Source organism: Ignavibacteriales bacterium (genome assembly GCA_026390795.1).
In the GTDB taxonomy this organism is placed as follows: Bacteria; Bacteroidota; Ignavibacteria; order Ignavibacteriales; family Melioribacteraceae; genus Fen-1258.
Genome location: JAPLFG010000003.1, coordinates 1,107,321 through 1,125,889 on the forward strand (window position 1 = coordinate 1,107,321; position 18,569 = coordinate 1,125,889).

Here is an 18,569-nt window from a genome sequence, read left to right on the forward strand (position 1 = left end):
GGTCCTGCTGTTCCGGACATTATAATTCATAATTCGATTGACTGGATTGCAAAAGGAGTTGATGAACAACTTAAAGCAGCGTGTGATGAATTGCTGAAAGAAATAGACGCAAAAAAATAGAGCCGATTATTTATAAGAAGTAAAATAAGGAAGGGTTTTAAGCCCTTCCTTATTTTTAAAGTGATTCGTTTACCAAAAATTCTTGCGTTAATAATGGTTTTGTTTGTTCAATCAGATGATCATTAAATAACACAAATTCACTGCCGAGAATCCACACCTTTGAGAACAATCTAAACCAAATGAAAATCTGTTGAATGATAAGCATAACTAAAACGGTAAATTCACTCCGCATATCAATTAATTCATCCAGCCAAAAATAAATCAGCGTTGCGGCGACAGGAACAATCAGTAAAAGAATGTAGAGCGGATATACTACATAAATTTTCTTAAATGTGAATTTCAGCCCGGTAATTAATGCCCGCCAAACTTTTCTAGAGTCTTCTTTAACCAAAATAATTTTTGTGTAATCTGAGATTATTGAGATCAATATGAAAAAGAATAAATGCAGCACGCTCCAAATTAATAAGATTACAAAAAGAGTCGGTTCGGTTGTGTTATCAACTGCCTTGGTAAAAATGGAAGAAAAAATTAATGCAATTATTGCAAAGACAATAAGCTGAAAAAACAAAACGTAAAGACCGAGACGCAGGAATCTGAAAAAATATTTTGTGCTGCCGGCAAAGAATGCCTGCGCTTTGCTTGTTATGGAAGATCCCTCAAAATATTTTAAGATGCCGCCGGCGAAAAACGCTGTAAAGAAGAAATAGAATAAACCAAACCATGTTAATTGCGTAATAAAAGGTTGAATAATATCACCATAGTTATTCATAAAATCAGAATAGACTGTAAAGTCAAAATTAGGAAGCAGTTTATATAATTCCATTCTCGCACCAGCCATTCCGGTTAATTGTGAATTGAACGCACCAGCCGCAATTAATCCCAGCAATAATGTGCTTCCGTAGATAATGAAAACAATTTTTGTAGAGGTGCGAGCTTCTTTAAATCCGCGGCTGTATGATTTTAATATTTTCAATTATCACCTCGCATAATTAAAACAACATTGAAAAACTTAGCATTACATTTTGCGCCCAGAACAAAAACTTTGCAGCATATTTTATGAATACCCCGCTTTCATGCTCTGTCGTTAATGAATTATTCACAACATTTATGTCTAGAGGAATTTTATTAAAAGGATCAATTTTAGCCCAGACAATTTTGTTCTTTCCTTCATATTTGAATTCTCTGCTGCGTGCTTGTCCGTCCCATTTTTCAAGAGATTCTTTATTGTTATTAAAATGAACAAGAATTTCAATTGGTAATTTAACTTCACCAATCCGGTGTACTACTATTATTGATTTATAATTGCCGCTATTTTCATCATTTCGTTTTAAAAATTCTTTCTTACCGTTTTGGTCCATTAATCCAGTTACATTTTTTATTTCTTGATTCGAAATTGAAGCAAGTTTATAATCACAGACATCCGACCCATATAACACTTGATCGAAATACCAGTTCATATTGTCGCCGAATTTTCTTCCATGATTTTTTATTACAACTTCGTTCACAATCGCGATAAAATCCTTTACACATGGATGTTTAAATTTCCACCTCTGATAATAAGTTTTCATTATTTCATTCATTGTTTCGATGCCAACCATACCTTCAAGAGTTTTCAACATAACAGCGGTTTTGTTGTAAGTAAATGAACCATATCCGCCGGCTGTATATTCCCATGATTTTCGGAAAATTTCGGCCAGCTTTGGATTTTTTAGTCCAACGTAACTTTGACGAGTTATTTCAAAATCGCCAGCCGTATAACCAAATAGATTTAGCGCCGAAGTATTTTCTCCGTATGCATAATTCATTATACGAGTTTCAAAATATTGATTGAACCCTTCATCAAGAAACGCTTCTTCAAATTCATTAGATGCCAGCAATCCCATAAAATAATTATGTCCGAATTCATGTATTGTAACTATTTCAGGAAATTTTATTCCTTCCGGCATTCCCCATAATGTACCGGCTGTAATAAATGATGGATATTCCATTCCTGCGGAACCAATTCCCTTTAACGGCGGATCAACTATTGTAATTGTGGTATACGGATATTTGCCAAGATTTTTATCGAAATATTCCAGCGCGGCTTTAACTGCATTGATATGTCTTGCAACTTGAGTAAAATGTTCCGGCTGAAGCATCAATTTTATTTTTACATTTTGCCATTGATCGTTAACAACTTGAAAATTTGGGGAAGCTGTCCAAGCAAAATCTACAACATCTTCGGCTCGATAATGATGAGTCGCCGTTCCATCATTGTTGTTGATTTTTGATTGTAATACTCCAACGGCGCCTACAATAAATTTTTGAGGTAAAGTTATATTAACATCATATACCGCGAAGTCTGCGTAGAACTCAGAGTTTGCATGAAATTGATGACAGTTCCAGCCGCCTTTCTCTGCATACCGAATTCCCGGATATTCATAAACGCCAATTTTTGGAAACCATTGCCCAACTAGAAAATAATTCTCAGCAAATCCCGTTCTAGCAAAAATTTTAGGAAGTTTCGATTTGAAATTTATTTCCAGGGCAATCTCTTCATTTGGTTTGATCGGTTTTTCCAACGAAACACTAACTACCGTCTCATCACTCTTGTTCTGATCATCGGGTTGAATAAATTTCATTTTGCTTGTTAGATCATTGCCGCCGACATATTTTATCGAATTGATGTCGATGTAACCCCAAGATATTTCTTTACTAACGTCCGTCGAAATTCCTCTTAACTGTCCGCCCGATTCTTTAATAAATGTCGAGTTTGTATTCTTAAATGCATTGAGATAGAGATGAAATTGGAGTTCTGTTATCAGATCCGGTGATGTGTTTTTCCATCGAAGAATTTCTTTGCCGTCAATTATCTTTTTGTCCGCATCAAGAGTTGCTGATATATTGTAGTTAGCAATGCGGGGACTAAGCGGGTTCTTAAAAATTATTTGCGCATCAATTGTGACGACTTCAATCATAAAAGTCATCGCAAAGACGAAGGATAGATGATTAAGTTTTAATTTCATTTCGATATGCCGTTTTTGTTAATCGATCTGATTTGAATTATAAAATCATTTAACATAAAGTAAAAGTCAACCATTAATTCAAACTTCCAACTCAGTTTTCCAATTATCTTCATTTTTGAAAAAACTCATTTAATCGGACTGATGGTCTTCATCTAATAATCAGTAAAAAAAAGATTTAAGATAGCTTCCATTTCAGAACAATTGATTATTTTTGGAATGCATTTTTACTAAACTATATTTCATCCGGAGGATTTTTTTTATGGCAATCATGATAACAGACGAATGCATCTCTTGCAATGCATGTGAAGCTGAATGTCCAAACACAGCTATTTACTCACCAGGTCTTGCTTATAATGTTGGTGGACAAGAATACGCAGCGCTTTCAGAAGAACACACATACATCGTTCCCGACAAGTGCACAGAGTGTGTAGGATTTTATGATGAACCACAATGTATTCCTGCATGTCCAACAGAAGCAATTATAACAGATCCGTCACATGTTGAAACAAAAGAGCAATTGGCGGTTAAGAAGGAGCATTTGGATAAAGTTGGAAGATAATTTTTGAATTTTTCCAAAAGACCCCGGCTATTTGCCGGGGTTTTTTATTTTAAACGGAACTATGCGGTTGTTCATACTTTATAACAACAATTAAGTGCGTGGATCCATGAGGTTACAAATATTTTTTTTGTTTCTATCACTTTCGCCGCTTGTTTTATTTTCTCAGGAGGACACTACCCTCTTGAAAAAAGAGGGACCGTACAAGCTAGTAGATAGCTCAAAAAAAACTTATTATAACACCACAGATTCCTCCAAGATCGTTAATCATAAAATTGAAAGATCTTAACGAGATCAAAAATTTAAAAGAAAAATCATTCATCATTATTGATGATACAGCAGGTTATACTGATGAGGAATTAGCAAGCGGTCTTTCGGAAAAAGAATTAACCGATTACAAGAAAAACAAAAAAGAGCTGAAGAAATTACTTGTTTTACCACCTCCCGAAGAAGAAACTTATCCCGAGGTTTCAACTATTAGAAAAATTTTGGGCGTAGCAAAAACAGCCGGTGTAATAATTATTTTAATTCTGAGTCTTTTGTGAAAAATATTTGTCTCTCAATATTTTTTTCTCTTGTTGTCACTCTGCCGGTTTTGGCTCAGACCGTTGGGGATACTAGTAAAACGACTAATAAAGAGAATAAGAATGAGCAAAACTTCATCATCCGCAAAATTCCAGATAACACAACTAACCGGTTCGAGTTTAATAATGAAAATATTTTTATTCCCCTAAATTTAAAAATTTATCAGAAAGCTATAATTAATGGATATCTGGAACCGCACAAATTTTCACATGAAGAACTACGTACAGGAATGACTGATGATGAATTGATCTCTTTTGAATTAAATAAAAAGAAAACAAAAAGAATGTTATCGGAACTCTATGGTGAAGATCTGATAGACGAGGAAAAAATCTTGGAGTCTCTGGGAATAACACAAGAACAGATAACATGGATTGTGGCGCTTCTAAGGCTTTTTTTACAGCACCAATAAATTCTAGAAAAAAACATGCCGCTCATAAATCGAAGCACTATATAATAAAACCCCGGCACTGAAGCCGGGGTCCAAGTTTATTTATAATCACTGTAACCTCTACAAGAAGTAGAGAAGGACTAATAACCCTTTCTTATTTATTATTTCGTCCCGATTCTTTTGGAATGCATCACAGTGACTATTGCAATAGTCGTAAATCATCGGTACAAAGAAAATCCATAAATTTTTGAATGGAAAAATTTGGGGATAATTAATTATTGAAAATCAAATGAAAAATATGAAACAATTTTTGGGACTCTTATTTTAAGAAGCGTTCGCCGTTTTTGATATTTTTGCTTCTATAAATAGAACCTCTGTTTCAATTAATATGTTTAATTAACCGTCGGGATCAATTCCTTATAAAGATTAACAGATTTGATACCGAATTGTTATAATTGTAATTAAGATTAACAAAATAAGCGCGGATGGTATATGTCGAAATCAATATTAATTTTATCAATCATAATTCTTTTTTCCGCATGTACTAAACAAGTACCCGAAGGAGAAAAAAGACTTGTCCGTACTTCCGAAGAAAAAGCTGTTGAGCAAACTGTAATGAATTTTATAGACGCATATAATTCGAACGATATGGATAAAGCTGTTTCTTTTTTTGAAAGTGATTATAAAGGAATAATTTCAGATTCTGACGACGTAGTTGGGGTGGATATGTTGCGAAATGAATTGATTCAATATAAAAAACAATATCCTGCTGGAAAGTGGGAAATTAAAATTGACGAGATTGATTTTTCGGGTGAGCTAGCATATGTCTTCACAACCGGGTCTTTTCTGATGCAGGATCCAATTGAAAATAAGATGAGTCCGATTTATTCAGAGCGTGCAGTAAGAATTTTAAGAAAACAGAAGAACGACGGATGGTATATTTTTAGATATTTAGCAACACCAACATTTAGCTACGATCAAAAATAAATTAGATTTGCCATTCAATTTCCTGCCACCAGAGATAGAGCATTTGTACATCGCCTTTAATTATACCGGCACGCGTAACATTTTCTGGGGGAGGAAAATTATTTGCTATCGCCTGAAACAAAACAAGTCTGTGTAATTCTGATGTTCTTGGAATCAATTCCAATAAAGTAAGCATATCTTTAGCGGTGGCAGCTTTAATAATATTTTGAATAGTGTTCTCATCTGCTCTGTTGTAATCAAAATTTTTCGCTTCTTCTATTAGCTTATCCGAGGCATCGCTTCGATAAGGAACACCAATTTTATTGCCAGATATAATTTCGCAATTGTAGTCTTCATTCAAATAAACGGTTTGATCACCGTGCTGTATTTCTACAAAGCCAAATTCCACAAAAATATTTATAATATTATTATCATCAATCGAAATACTGAATTGCCCGCTACGGTCTAAAACCACACAATTTCCTACGTCAATAGCTAAGTCCGGCATTGTAGACATATTAACAATTTTAATATTTCCTTTTTTAAGACGGATTCTATTATCACCGTCTTTTGCTTTTTCTAATAATAGAAGAGAGTTTTCATCGATATCGATATTTCCAACACCAGGGACAAGAATTGCCGCCTTAGAATCGCTTTCTGTTAGCAAACTCTCCCCCTGCCTAATTTTACCAGGATTATCTACAATTCCGTTAACAACAACTGAGCCTTCTTTAGTATTTACTTTCCATGGAGAGTTGTTTTTTTGTATATCATAAATAAAATATCCCACAGCAAAAAGAACCAGCGGAAGAAGAATAAATATTATTCTGCTCCAATTAATTCCTAAAGAAGGAAGAGAATGTGAAATCCGGGAAGTCATAATTGTTTGCGAAACAACACTTTTGCGATTTGCAGTCTGCGATCGTCTTAGTGTTTTATCTTGCTTTGCCTGCTCCTTTTTAAGTCTTCGCAAATTAGTAACCGGCGGTGCAGCTGATTCCGGTAATTCTTCCTTCAGACTTCTACTTAACAATTCGGCAGAGAATATTTCTACAATTTCTTTGGGAGGTTCAATTGTATAAGGAAGGTTTTTTAATGTGTCAAAAAAAATCCGAATTTTTTTATACTCATTAAAACATTTATCACATCCGCGTAAATGTGTCTCTACTTCCCGTTTCAAAAACCCATCTAGGGATTCATCCACATAATCATGAAGACTAATTTTTACTTCTTCGCAGTTCATACGCTTATTTTATTCATTAGATATTCACGTGTATTAATAAGCTTGGTTTTTATTTCATCCATTTCTAATTCTTCAAAAAAATTCTTTATCTCGGTGTAAGAATATCCTTCAATATCATGAAGGACAAAAATAATTCGGTCGTCATTTGGAAGAGCCATAATTAATTTTTCAAGATATTCGGCTTCTGAGCTGTAGCTTGATTTCTCTTTTACCGCCAGAATTTGAAATGAAGTGTTGCGTAATGTATTTATCGAATAAAGGATGGCTAAATTTTTTATCCATATTGCAAAGGGAGTATTCGGATTATAGTTTTTAAAATTATCCCATGCGCCCCAAAAAGTATCGAGAGTAATTTTTTTCGTAGTATTATAATCTGCAAGAAGTCTGTAAGAAATTGTAAATATATTTTTTAAATTAATTTCACAAAGATCAAAAAAAGCTCTTTTACTTCCTGTTCTGGACATTTCAATTAAATGATTGACATAATTTGTATTTACTATTCTCAAATTCAGCCTTTATTCAATTAACAACTGTTATCCTTATACCATTTTTATCAACCCGTGCAGTCACCCGAACTACAGAAGTTCCATTTCTTCCGGTATACATTCCATTACATCGCAAATTTACTCTTGCTTTCTGAACAGTTGCGGTAAATGTTCCTATCGCAGTATTTCTTAGTTGTGGGGGAATTTTCCAGCCTGTATAATCCCCGCCGCCGCCGGAAGTATCGGTCTTTTTATAATACATCTGTGCCATTAATCCAAGATCGTACATTCCCGTAATAATTTGATCTCTATTCGAAGATTCTAAATAAGAATGGATAATTGATGTGCCCGCATAAATCATGAGAGCAATAACTATAACACCAAGCGCGATGAGTAATAATTGTTGTGAACCCATTTAAATCCCAGACGGTATTTATATAATAACCCTGTGAAATCTAAGAAACAAAAAGAGCTATTCTTTTGAGGATATAATATTAATAATATAATTCTGCTTCAACAAAAATCTAATTAATTCAATTAATAGTGTAGATTTGAGAACCTGGACTACAAACAAAATTTTTCTTTTCCAAAAATGCAGTTTAAAAGGATTGACTTATTCATACCTGCTTGTTACGTTAATGCTGAAAGTAAAATTCTTTTGATGATCAATTCAATATCGTTTAGAGAATTGAAAGAAGGAATGGAATCATGTTAAAACTAGAAAATGATTTTAAGTATTCTGAATTACCGGAACCTCATAAAGAACGCACAAGGGAAATATTAAAGACTCATCCGGAAGTAAGAAATTTTATAACACGCAACCAATACAGCATCTTTTTAATTCTGGGTGTTGTTGCAATGCAAATTGCTATTGCAATCTTGTTAAGCGGTCAACCTTGGTGGATTGTTTTAATAACAGCCTGGTTTGTAGGAGCATTTGCAAACCACGCATTGTTTGTCTTAATTCACGAGTGTTCGCATAATTTGATTTTTAAAAGCAGACCGGCAAATATGGTCTCAAGTATTATATGTGATATTCCAAACGCAATCCCGACAGCTATTTCATTCAGAAGTTATCATCTAAAGCATCATTCGTTCCAAGGCAATTACTATCTCGACGCGGACCTTGCAAGCAGATGGGAAGCAAAATTAATTGGTAACGGTTTTCTTGGAAAATTTTTCTGGGAGCTCTTATTCCCTGTGTTTCAAGCGTTGAGACCTCCGCGTTTAAAAGCAATTGAATTCATGAATAAATGGACAATTCTCAATTGGGTTGTTGTATTTGGATTTGACATCATACTAGTTTATTTCTTTGGCTGGACTCCCATATTTTATTTTTTTGCCTCTCTCTTCTTTTCTGTAGGACTTCACCCCTTGGGCGCCCGTTGGATTCAAGAACACTTTTTAACTCATCCTCCACAGGAGACATACAGCTATTACGGACCATTAAATTTTTTCGCTTTGAATGTCGGATTTCACAATGAACATCACGACTTTCCTTCCATTCCGTGGAATAATCTACCGAAATTAAAAGAAGCTGCGCCTGAGTTTTATAATAATCTTTATTTTCATAAATCATGGACTAAATTATGGCTCCGCTTTTTGTTCGATCCAAGTTTATCATTATACTCGCGTTTAGTAAGATCTGATAAGAGCAATATTCCAGCATAATCCTAATAATTAATTCCGTTCATAATTAACTCAAATCGAAAGGAAATTCTTTGGAAAAACCACTGATAGAGAAACTCAGCCTTTTTAATAATTTAAATTCAGACACGAAACAACTCTGGGGTAAAATGTCTGCCCAACATATGGTTGAGCATCTAATATTGGCAGTAAGAACAAGCAACGGAAAGCTGAATGTTGGTTGTTTTATTCCGCCCGAAAAATGGCCGGTCCTAAAAAAAATATTGATTAGCAGCCGGCCATTACCAAGAGATTTTATAAATCCGATTATAGGAGAGAACTTACTTCCTCTCGAATACGAAACACTTGCAGAAGCAAAAAATGTATTGGCTCTGGAAACTGAAGCATACTACATTTATTTTGAGAATAATCAGGAAGCAACTTTACTTAATCCCACATTTGGCGAGTTGAATAAGACTGAATGGGATATATTTCATAGAAAACATTTTACTCATCATCTGGCACAGTTTGGAATAATATTCTAATCTTTTTCCTTTGATGTAAAATATGCTACTAGTGTATATACTAGACCAATTAGGAGACAATTAAAAACCCAATTCATTAATGTGTCGCTTACTGAGTGCGAGCGATTATCTATTTCGATAAAAAGATATATCGCATAAACTAGTGCCAGCATAAAAATCAACCAGCCGATTAAACTCTTTGGCAGAAAAAAAATACCGTAACGATTGAACCATAACAATCTCATTTATGTCCTTTCATAAATTAAACTTTGGTAAACCAATACACTACAAATAAACCAAGAACTAATATGGCGAGAAGTAATATGAGGAAATTCAGTGGTTTATTTTTAAGTCTAATTCTTAATTCTCTTGTGCTTCGGTCATAATACATTTCTAGAATCGAAAGCATATTTATAATTATCGCAATTGCCGGAAGACCAAGCATAATTGAAGGCGCTACGATCTTACCTAACAATCCATTATTAAATGATTTATAAAATTCATCAAACACATCAAATAAATGCAGATGTAAATTGAAAGTCATTTTCATTACCGCGCAGAAGATCAAGTAAAAAGGAATTATAATAAACCATATGCTCAGAGCAGTAGAGCGTTTTGTATCTAATTCCTCCTCAGCTAATTTCTCATTTCTCAATTTATTTACCGGTTTCATTTTCCGCGGCTCTTTACCAACTTTAGCTGGATTTTCTATTGATCCTTATTCTTTTCAAAAACAGAAGAAAAATACTGTGTTCTTTAATCACTGTTTTAAAGTAATTAATTTAGATCGAATAAATCTTCTTTTCTCTCTCCTAAATTTTGCGGATTTTGGTACAAAAATTTAGCGCTTTCATGTCAAATACCAGGTATGCCGCAATTATTTTTATAATGGCATTAATTCTATCTCTTACATTGCCGGTGTTCTATTATTCGCACCTTCCGGAAACAGTTGCATCGCATTTCAATTTCAAGAACGATGCGGATGCCTGGATGAGCAAAAAAACTTTTTTCATTATTCAAATTCTGATCATTCTCTTTACTTCTGTTCTAATCGGTGGATTTGCCTTTCTAATAAACCGTCTCCCAGAATCATTTCTTAATCTTCCTAATAAAGATTATTGGTTGAGCAAAGAACGTAAAGATGAAACTGTAATCTTACTGAAGAAATTCATGCTTTGGTTCGGAACTCTCACATTGGGATTTTTAACTATAGTTATGCAGGAAGTTTATGCGGCAAATATTGCCGGCATAAACAAAATAAAATTCAATCTGTGGATCTATCTAATAATTTATTTAACGACTATTACTTTCATGATTATTAAACTGATTTCGCATTTTAATAAGACGGATAAATAAAAAACGGGATAAAAATGAAAAAACTATCAAGCATATTTTTCTTATTGACTATTTTGTTGGCATCATTTCTTTACTCCCAACCTAAAGATGTGATTTCCATAATACCAAAACCGGTAAAAGTTAAAGTCGCTGAAGGAGTTTTTAATTTAACTCCTGCTACAAAAATTTTGATAAACGAACCAACAGATGAATTAAAAAAATTAGGCGAACTTGTAGCCTCAAGCATACACAACTTACCAGGCGGGAAATCATTAGCAACTGCAAAAATGAACAACGCAATTCCAACTAGTCTTATCCTTTTGCAAATCAAAAAAGATATTCTTCCTCCTGAAGCATATTCGCTCGAAATTAAACCGGAAAAAATTACAATTACTTCGGGAGGCGGTGCCGGAATTTTTTATGCTCTGCAATCATTATTTCAAATGATGCCGGTTGAGCCGAAACAAAAAAACTTTTCCATTCCATGTGCATTAATTGAAGACTCGCCCCGTTTTAAATGGCGCGGAGTTCATCTTGATGTTTGTCGTCATATTTTTCCCGTTGCTTTCATTAAAAAATATATCGACATACTCGCAATGTATAAGATGAACACTTTTCACTGGCATTTAACTGATGACCAGGGATGGCGAATCGAAATTAAAAAATTTCCTAAGCTTACTGAAGTCGGTTCTATTCGCAAAGAAACAATGGGAGACGGCAAACCTTACGGCGGATTTTATACACAAGACGAGATAAGGGAAGTTGTTGCCTATGCACAAAAAAATTTTATAACTGTTGTACCAGAAATTGAAATGCCTGGACATGCGTTGGCTGCCATTACTGCATACCCCGAATTTTCTTGTACGGGCGGACCTTTTGAGGTAGGAACTATTTGGGGAGTTTACGATGATGTTTTTTGTGCCGGTAATGATAAAGTTTTTGATTTTTTAGAAGATGTTCTAACTGAAGTTATGGATCTATTTCCAAGCCAATATATTCATATTGGCGGAGATGAATGCCCGAAAGAAAGATGGAAAGTCTGCCCAAAGTGTCAGGCTCGCATCAAAGCAGAGAATTTGAAAGATGAATTTCATCTTCAAAGTTATTTTGTTCAGCGTATTGAGAAATTTGTCAACTCAAAAGGAAGAAAAATTATCGGCTGGAATGAAATTCTTGAAGGCGGTCTCGCGCCTAACGCTGCTGTTATGAGTTGGCAAGGCGTTGCTGGAGGAATTGCCGCTGCAAGATCCGGACATAATGTTGTTATGAGTCCTGGTGCGTATTGTTACTTCGATCATTATCAAGGGTTGAGCGGTGAGCCAAAAGCATTCGGCGGCTATACCAATCTGGAAAAAGTCTATTCATACGAGCCGATACCAGATTCTTTGAATAATGAAGAATCAAAATTTGTTCTGGGCGCGCAGGCAAACCTTTGGACAGAGTATATAGAAACGACCGACCAGGTTGAGTATATGCTTCTACCAAGATTGCTCGCTTTAAGCGAGGTAGTGTGGTCACCAAAAAAATTGAGAAACTATAACGACTTCTCCAAAAGAATAATAAAACATTACGATATTCTTTCAAGAAAAAAATTCAACTACCGTGTACCGACTCCATTTTCTGAAAACGGAGAAATGGTTGTTTCAACAAAGCAAAGAATTAGTATGACTAAACCTATCGGAGAATCATCGATTTATTATACTAAGGATGGAACCGAGCCAACAACCTCGTCGTTAAAATATTTAAAACCCTTGATCATCAGTAAACCGGCTCTACTCAAAGCAAAGACATTTCTGAAAAACGGAAAAACCAGCGTCACATCCTCTGTAATGATAAGTTTTGTAGACTCCACTGTGAATGGGCTCAACTATAAATATTATGAGGGTGAATGGTCGGCGATTCCTAACTTTGAATCTTTAACTCCGGTTCGAACCGGAAAAATTTATAAAATTTCTTTAAGCGATATTAATCCTAGAGAAGATAATTTTGGTGTTGCTCTCTATGGATATATAAAGATAGAGAAGACGGGCGAATACATATTTTACTTAAACTCTGATGATGGCAGCAAATTATTTTTAAATAACAATGAATTAATTAATAACGATGGGTTTCACAGCAAAAAAGAAATGAGCGCAAAGGTGAATCTTCCAGCAGGAAAATATCCGGTAAAAATTTTATACTTTGAGGGCAACGGCGATCAATCTTTAAAGTTGGAATATGAAGGTCCGGGAATCAGCAGACGAACGATTCCGGCGAGTTTATATTTCATAAATTAATTTGACTAACATGCTTCGTAGTTTGTTTAGGGCTTCGAAGCTTCTCCAAATGGTGACGATCATGATTAAAAAAATATTTTTAATACTTTCATTCATTTTTTCAATAACATGTGTTGCACAGAATAAAAAACTGATTAGCTACGTTGACCCATTTATCGGCACCGGCGGACACGGACATACATATCCCGGCGCCACGCTCCCATTTGGTATGATGCAGCTTTCACCCGATACCGGAATTGAAGGGTGGGATTGGTGCTCGGGTTATCATTATTCCGATAATTCAATCATGGGTTTTAGCCATACTCACTTGAGCGGAACCGGCGCGACCGACTATGCCGATATTTTATTTATGCCGACTGTCGGCAATTTGAAGTTTGTACCGGGTGAGAAAGGAAAACCGGGAGATGGTTACCGATCAAGGTTTTCACATGAGACCGAAATAGCTTCTCCGGGATATTACAGCGTTTATTTAATTGATTACAAAGTAAAAGCCGAACTCACAGTTTCCATGCGTGCCGGCTTGCATAAATACACATTCCCGCAATCTTCAACTGCGAACATCATTATTGATTTAAAACACGGTCTTGATAATGATTGTGAATCTAAAATAAAATTTGTCGGAATGAATCGTGTTGAAGGAATGCGCAAATCGCACGGATGGGCAAAAGAGCATACAGTTTATTTTGTTGCTGAATTTTCAAAACCGTATTCAATTTACGGAACGGTGTTGGATGGAAAAATGAATGAGGGCAATGCAGAAACTTCCGGTACGGATGTTAAAGGATATGTTCGATTCGCTACCGGAGAAGGAGAAGTAATTTATGTACGGATCGGTATTTCGGCTGTAAGCATAGACGGCGCCAGAAAAAATCTTCAAAAAGAGATTCCTAATTTTGATTTTGAAGGCGTGAAACAAAATGCAGAAAAAATTTGGGAAAAAGAATTAAACCGGATTCAAGTTGAAGGAAGTGATGAAGATCAAAAAAAGATTTTCTATACAGCACTTTATCATACAATGTTGACTCCGAATTTGTTTATCGATGTTGACAGAAAATATAGAGGAATGGACAATAAAATTCATACAGTAAAAAGTTTTGATTATTACACTGTTTTTTCTTTGTGGGATACTTTCCGCGCGGAGCACCCTCTTTTCACAATCATAGATCAAAAACGCGCAGGCGATTTTGTTAAAACTCTTTTAGCAAAATATAAAGAGGGCGGACTGCTTCCTGTTTGGGAACTTGCTTCAAATGAAACTTGGTGCATGATCGGTTATCATGCCGTACCTGTAATCTTTGATGCATACATGAAAGGGATACGCGGATTTGATGTTAAAATCGCTTTGGAAGCAATGAAGACAAGCGCGGAACGTGAACAGCATGGACAAAAATTATACCGCGAACGCGGTTTCATTCCAGCCGATAAAGAGAATGAATCAGTTTCTAAAACACTCGAATATTCTTACGATGATTGGTGCATTGCTCAATTTGCGAAAGAAATCGGCGAAGAAAAAGATTATGATAAATATAATCAACGGTCACTCTTCTATAAAAATTTATTTGATAAATCAACCGGATTTATGCGCGGAAAAATGTCTGACGGTTCCTGGATAACTCCTTTTGAACCCAAGGCGGTTACTCAGCAATACACAGAAGCCAATGCTTATCAATACAACTTCTTTGTTCCGCAAGATATAAAGGGAATGATCGATCTACACGGCGGCAATGAAAATTTTGTGAAGAAACTTGATGGGCTTTTTGATGAATCCGAGAAACTGGAAGGTCGATTTCAACCGGATATCTCCGGATTGATTGGGCAATATGCGCACGGGAACGAACCATCACATAATTTTGCATATCTATATGATTATGCGGGCGCACCATGGAAAACTCAAGAACGCGTGCGCGAAATTATGAAAGATCTGTACACACCTAAAGTTGATGGACTTTGCGGTAACGATGATTGCGGACAGATGTCTGCCTGGTATGTATTTTCTGCAATGGGTTTTTATCCTGTTACTCCGGGTCAGAATACATACGCAATCGGCTCGCCAATTTTTGATAAAGTTACTATCAATCTTGAAAACGGAAATAAATTTATTATTAATGCACAAAATAATTCCGAGCAAAATAAATTCATTCAAATTGCATCGTTCAATGGAACTGCTTATGAAAAATCGTATTTCACACACGACCAGATCATGAAAGGCGGCGAGATGATTTTTGTTATGAGCGACAAACCTAACAAAGCTTGGAGTAACGAAGATCAGGGATTGTTTTCTATGCGTCCTGTTGATGAAGGTGTTTTGATGCCATATGTTTCTTCCAATGGAGAAACATTTTATGAATCTCTTAAAGTAAGTTTGATTTGCGAAACACCAAAAACAAAAATCCGTTATACACTTGATGGAAGTGAGCCCGATTTTAGCTCGCCTCTCTATGAGAAACCGATAACTATTTATCATACAACAACAATAAAAGCGTTTTCATATACAGAAAGAGATGAACGCAGCTTTACAATGTCTTCTTCATTTATAAAGTCAAATTACCCGCCGGCAACTTATACCGTACCCTACAATGAGAGATACAATGGCGGCGGTAGTATGGCATTAACAGACGGACGATTTGGCACTACAAATTTTCAAAATGGCGAGTGGCAGGGATTAGAAGGAACAGATCTGGAAGCAGTTATAGATTTAACAAAACCAACTTCCATTAATAAATTATCTGCTGGATTTTTAAATGATCCAAATGTTTGGATCTTTCTTCCGCGCGAAGTTGTTTTCTCTGTCTCCGATGATGGAATCAATTTTAAACGTGTTGCAGATATTGTGAACGATATTCCAAGCACAAGTACAGAACTGATAATAAAAAGATTTTCGGCAAAGGTTGATGTGACATCCGCACGTTACTTGAAAATTTTGGCAAAGAATATCGGCATTTGCCCGCCTTGGCATAAAGGAGCAGGAAGCAAGGCGTGGATTTTTGCAGACGAAGTTATTGTAGAGTAGTTTTTAAAAATATTTTGACACTAATTATTCTAAGGTTGTGTGCCGAGTATTACCCCGAGGATATTTTTTCCGGTATACATAGCTTTAATTCCAGTCCGATAAAATAAATTTTAAAAACATCGGCAAAGTCGTGAATGAAATTCCGCAAAAAACTTCAGATGTCATTCTCCATGATTTTTCGTTAAGTTTTGATAAGACAAAAATCCGTTACATTAAAGTGATTGCTAAAAACGTTGGAAGATGTCCTGCATGGCATCCCGGTGCAGGAGGCAAGAGCTGGATTTTTGTTGATGAAATAATTGTTGAATGATTTTTTAATTCTGAAGGTGTGATATCTTCACAACTGAAGAATCTCAATCTTATTAATCGGATAGAACAATTATGAAAAAGCTGATCATATTTTTACTCATCTCACTAATAACAATACATGCTCAGGACTTCACCAAAGAAACTAAAGATCAAAAAAACGCGCGAATGAAATGGTGGCGGGAAGCCCGTTTCGGCTTATTCATTCATTGGGGTTTATATGCCGTTCCTGCGGGAGAATGGAATGGTCACACTGATTACGGCGAGTGGATCAGAACCTCCGCACAAATACCGCTTGATGTATATGACGGCTTTGTTTCCAAATTCAATCCGGTAAAATTTAATGCCGACGAATGGGTTAAGATGGCAAAAGATGCCGGAATGAAATACATCGTCATCACCTCGAAGCATCACGATGGATTCCAACTCTTCGATTCCAAGCAGTCTAATTTCAATGTGATGTCAACTCCTTTCAAACGTGATATACTGAAAGAGCTTGCTCAAGCTTGCCGCAAGGAAGGATTGAAAATGTGCTGGTATTATTCAATTATGGATTGGCATAATCCTGATTATCTTCCAAGAAGAGAATGGGAGAAGACACGTTCGACTAACGGTGCTGATTTCAACCGCTATTTCGATTATATGAAAACTCAGCTGAAGGAATTACTTACTAACTACGGAGATATTTCTGTTCTATGGTTCGACGGAGAATGGGAAAATACCTGGAATACAAAATATGGTCGTGAGCTTTACAATTATGTTAGAAATCTTCAGCCGAAAATTATTATCAATAACCGTGTCGGTGCCGGAAGAAGCGGTATGGAAGGATTTACAAAAGATGGCGAGTTCAGCGGCGACTTCGGAACCCCGGAACAAACGATACCTGCGACAGGATTGCCCGGTGTTGATTGGGAAACTTGCATGACAATGAATGATCATTGGGGTTATAATAAGAATGACAAAAACTGGAAATCGACAAAAGAAATTTTGCAAATGCTTGCAGATATCGCCTCAAAAGGAGGAAATTATTTATTGAATGTCGGACCAACTGCCGAAGGAGTTTTTCCGAATGAAAGTATTAAACGATTGAAAGAGATCGGTTCGTGGATGAAAGTTAACGGTGAATCAATCTACGGAACACAAGCAAACCCGTTTCAAAAACTTGATTGGGGACGATGTACAAAAAAATCAATCGGGAAAAATACACGGCTTTATCTCCAAGTATTCAATTGGCCAACAGATGGAAAACTTATTGTGCCAGGAATTTTCAACAAGGTTAAACGGACCTATCTTTTATCAAATTCTAAAGAGAGATTAAGAGCATCAAGAAATGAAGACGCAATTGTAATTGACGTTCCCAATGAAGCTCCGGATACAATTAACACAGTAATCGTTTTGGATGTTGCAGGTAAAGAAGATATAAGCACTCCGCCGATAATCGAAAATTCATTCGATCAATTTGTTGATAAAATTGATGTGCGGATTAAATCGAACCGCGAGAATGTGCAAATTCATTACACTCTTGATGGTTCAATTCCGGATTTAAATTCTCCGGTTGTAAAAGATTTTATTCAATTGGACGATTGCGCATTAGTCTCTGCAAGAAGTTTCAGAAACGGAATTCCGGTGAGCGGTACTTCACAGGCAACATTTACAAAAGCATTTCCGATCGAAGCAGAGGATATTGAAAAATTAGCCGATGGAATTAAATATTCCTACTATGAAGGCGATTGGAATAAACTACAAGACTTTGCGAAACTTGATTCAAAAAAAATTGGAACACTTAATAATTTTGATCTTTCTCCGCGCCTTGAACTTGAGCATTTTGGTTTTGAATTTATTGGTTATGTTAAAATATCCAAGAATGATGTTTACGCTTTCTATACTGATTCGGACGACGGAAGCAATTTGTATATCGGCGATAAATTAGTTGTCGATAATGACGGTCTGCACGGTTTAAGTGAGAAGAAAGGATTGATTCCGCTTGCTGCTGGGTATCATCCAATTCGAGTTAGTTATTTTAATAAAACCGGCGGATTAGATTTGAAAGTCTATATTGAAGGCGGCGGGTTTAAGAAGCAATTAGTTCCAAACGAGATTTTGTTTTATAAATAATACTATCTTAATCAGAAAAGTATTTTACC

The 18,569-nt window shown here is 35.7% G+C and carries 17 protein-coding genes; 11 read left to right on the top strand and 6 right to left on the bottom strand.

Annotation, left to right across the window (positions count from 1 at the left end; genetic code table 11):
* Positions 1-175: 175 nt before the first annotated feature.
* Together NTX65_08475 and NTX65_08480 are read right to left on the bottom strand one after the other, a co-directional pair.
* The gene (locus tag NTX65_08475) at positions 176-1,093 is read right to left on the bottom strand and encodes a hypothetical protein (protein MCX6169361.1); all 918 of its coding nucleotides are present in this window, start codon (positions 1,091-1,093) and stop codon (positions 176-178) included.
* A 16-nt stretch (positions 1,094-1,109) separates the two neighbouring features.
* A complete protein-coding gene (locus NTX65_08480; protein ID MCX6169362.1) occupies positions 1,110-3,125 on the bottom strand; it encodes a M1 family metallopeptidase in 2,016 nt (671 codons plus the stop codon).
* Between the two features lie 259 nt (positions 3,126-3,384).
* On the opposite strand from NTX65_08480, the gene NTX65_08485 reads away from it, so the two are divergent.
* The 4 genes from NTX65_08485 to NTX65_08500 all read left to right on the top strand — a co-directional run bounded on the left by NTX65_08485 (position 3,385) and on the right by NTX65_08500 (position 5,641).
* Positions 3,385-3,684 (top strand): 4Fe-4S dicluster domain-containing protein, encoded by a 300-nt coding sequence (locus NTX65_08485; GenBank protein ID MCX6169363.1) that lies wholly within the window; start codon positions 3,385-3,387, stop codon positions 3,682-3,684.
* A gap of 272 nt (positions 3,685-3,956) precedes the next feature.
* Entirely contained in the window at positions 3,957-4,226 is a 270-nt protein-coding gene (locus tag NTX65_08490; protein MCX6169364.1) for a hypothetical protein, read from the top strand.
* Positions 4,223-4,675 (top strand): hypothetical protein, encoded by a 453-nt coding sequence (locus NTX65_08495; protein ID MCX6169365.1) that lies wholly within the window; start codon positions 4,223-4,225, stop codon positions 4,673-4,675. Before NTX65_08490 ends, NTX65_08495 begins: the two co-directional genes overlap by 4 nt.
* Positions 4,676-5,146: 471 nt before the next feature.
* Entirely contained in the window at positions 5,147-5,641 is a 495-nt protein-coding gene (locus NTX65_08500; GenBank protein MCX6169366.1) for a hypothetical protein, read from the top strand.
* 1 nt (position 5,642) lies between these two features.
* Here the strand turns inward: NTX65_08500 and NTX65_08505 are convergent, their stop codons facing one another.
* From NTX65_08505 to NTX65_08515, 3 genes are read right to left on the bottom strand one after another with little or no spacing between them, the layout of a single operon-like run.
* Complete coding sequence (locus NTX65_08505) at positions 5,643-6,863, bottom strand: zf-HC2 domain-containing protein (protein ID MCX6169367.1); 1,221 nt, start codon at positions 6,861-6,863, stop codon at positions 5,643-5,645.
* Entirely contained in the window at positions 6,860-7,369 is a 510-nt protein-coding gene (locus tag NTX65_08510; GenBank protein MCX6169368.1) for a hypothetical protein, read from the bottom strand. Before NTX65_08510 ends, NTX65_08505 begins: the two co-directional genes overlap by 4 nt.
* A gap of 13 nt (positions 7,370-7,382) precedes the next feature.
* Positions 7,383-7,763, bottom strand: coding sequence for a hypothetical protein (locus tag NTX65_08515; protein ID MCX6169369.1), 381 nt, complete (start codon positions 7,761-7,763; stop codon positions 7,383-7,385).
* A 293-nt stretch (positions 7,764-8,056) separates the two neighbouring features.
* Between NTX65_08515 and NTX65_08520 the strand changes: the two genes are divergently transcribed.
* The gene (locus NTX65_08520) at positions 8,057-9,019 is read left to right on the top strand and encodes a fatty acid desaturase (protein MCX6169370.1); all 963 of its coding nucleotides are present in this window, start codon (positions 8,057-8,059) and stop codon (positions 9,017-9,019) included.
* A gap of 50 nt (positions 9,020-9,069) precedes the next feature.
* Positions 9,070-9,519, top strand: coding sequence for a hypothetical protein (locus tag NTX65_08525; protein ID MCX6169371.1), 450 nt, complete (start codon positions 9,070-9,072; stop codon positions 9,517-9,519).
* Positions 9,520-9,760: 241 nt separating this feature from the next.
* Here the strand turns inward: NTX65_08525 and NTX65_08530 are convergent, their stop codons facing one another.
* Positions 9,761-10,171 carry a hypothetical protein gene (locus tag NTX65_08530; GenBank protein ID MCX6169372.1) on the bottom strand — a complete coding sequence of 137 codons (411 nt, stop codon included), beginning with the start codon at positions 10,169-10,171 and terminating at the stop codon, positions 9,761-9,763.
* A gap of 179 nt (positions 10,172-10,350) precedes the next feature.
* Here NTX65_08530 and NTX65_08535 point away from each other — a divergent pair, with 179 nt between their 5' ends.
* From NTX65_08535 to NTX65_08555, 5 genes are all read left to right on the top strand, one after another.
* Positions 10,351-10,854: a DUF1648 domain-containing protein gene (locus tag NTX65_08535; protein ID MCX6169373.1), complete on the top strand. Its 504-nt coding sequence runs from the start codon at positions 10,351-10,353 to the stop codon at positions 10,852-10,854.
* A 14-nt stretch (positions 10,855-10,868) separates the two neighbouring features.
* Positions 10,869-13,109, top strand: a complete 2,241-nt coding sequence (locus NTX65_08540; GenBank protein ID MCX6169374.1) for a family 20 glycosylhydrolase — start codon at positions 10,869-10,871, stop codon at positions 13,107-13,109.
* Between the two features lie 61 nt (positions 13,110-13,170).
* The gene (locus NTX65_08545) at positions 13,171-16,119 is read left to right on the top strand and encodes a GH92 family glycosyl hydrolase (GenBank protein ID MCX6169375.1); all 2,949 of its coding nucleotides are present in this window, start codon (positions 13,171-13,173) and stop codon (positions 16,117-16,119) included.
* 130 nt (positions 16,120-16,249) lie between these two features.
* Positions 16,250-16,429 (top strand): hypothetical protein, encoded by a 180-nt coding sequence (locus tag NTX65_08550; GenBank protein MCX6169376.1) that lies wholly within the window; start codon positions 16,250-16,252, stop codon positions 16,427-16,429.
* Positions 16,430-16,500: 71 nt separating this feature from the next.
* Complete coding sequence (locus tag NTX65_08555) at positions 16,501-18,540, top strand: alpha-L-fucosidase (protein ID MCX6169377.1); 2,040 nt, start codon at positions 16,501-16,503, stop codon at positions 18,538-18,540.
* The last annotated feature ends 29 nt before the right edge of the window (positions 18,541-18,569 follow it).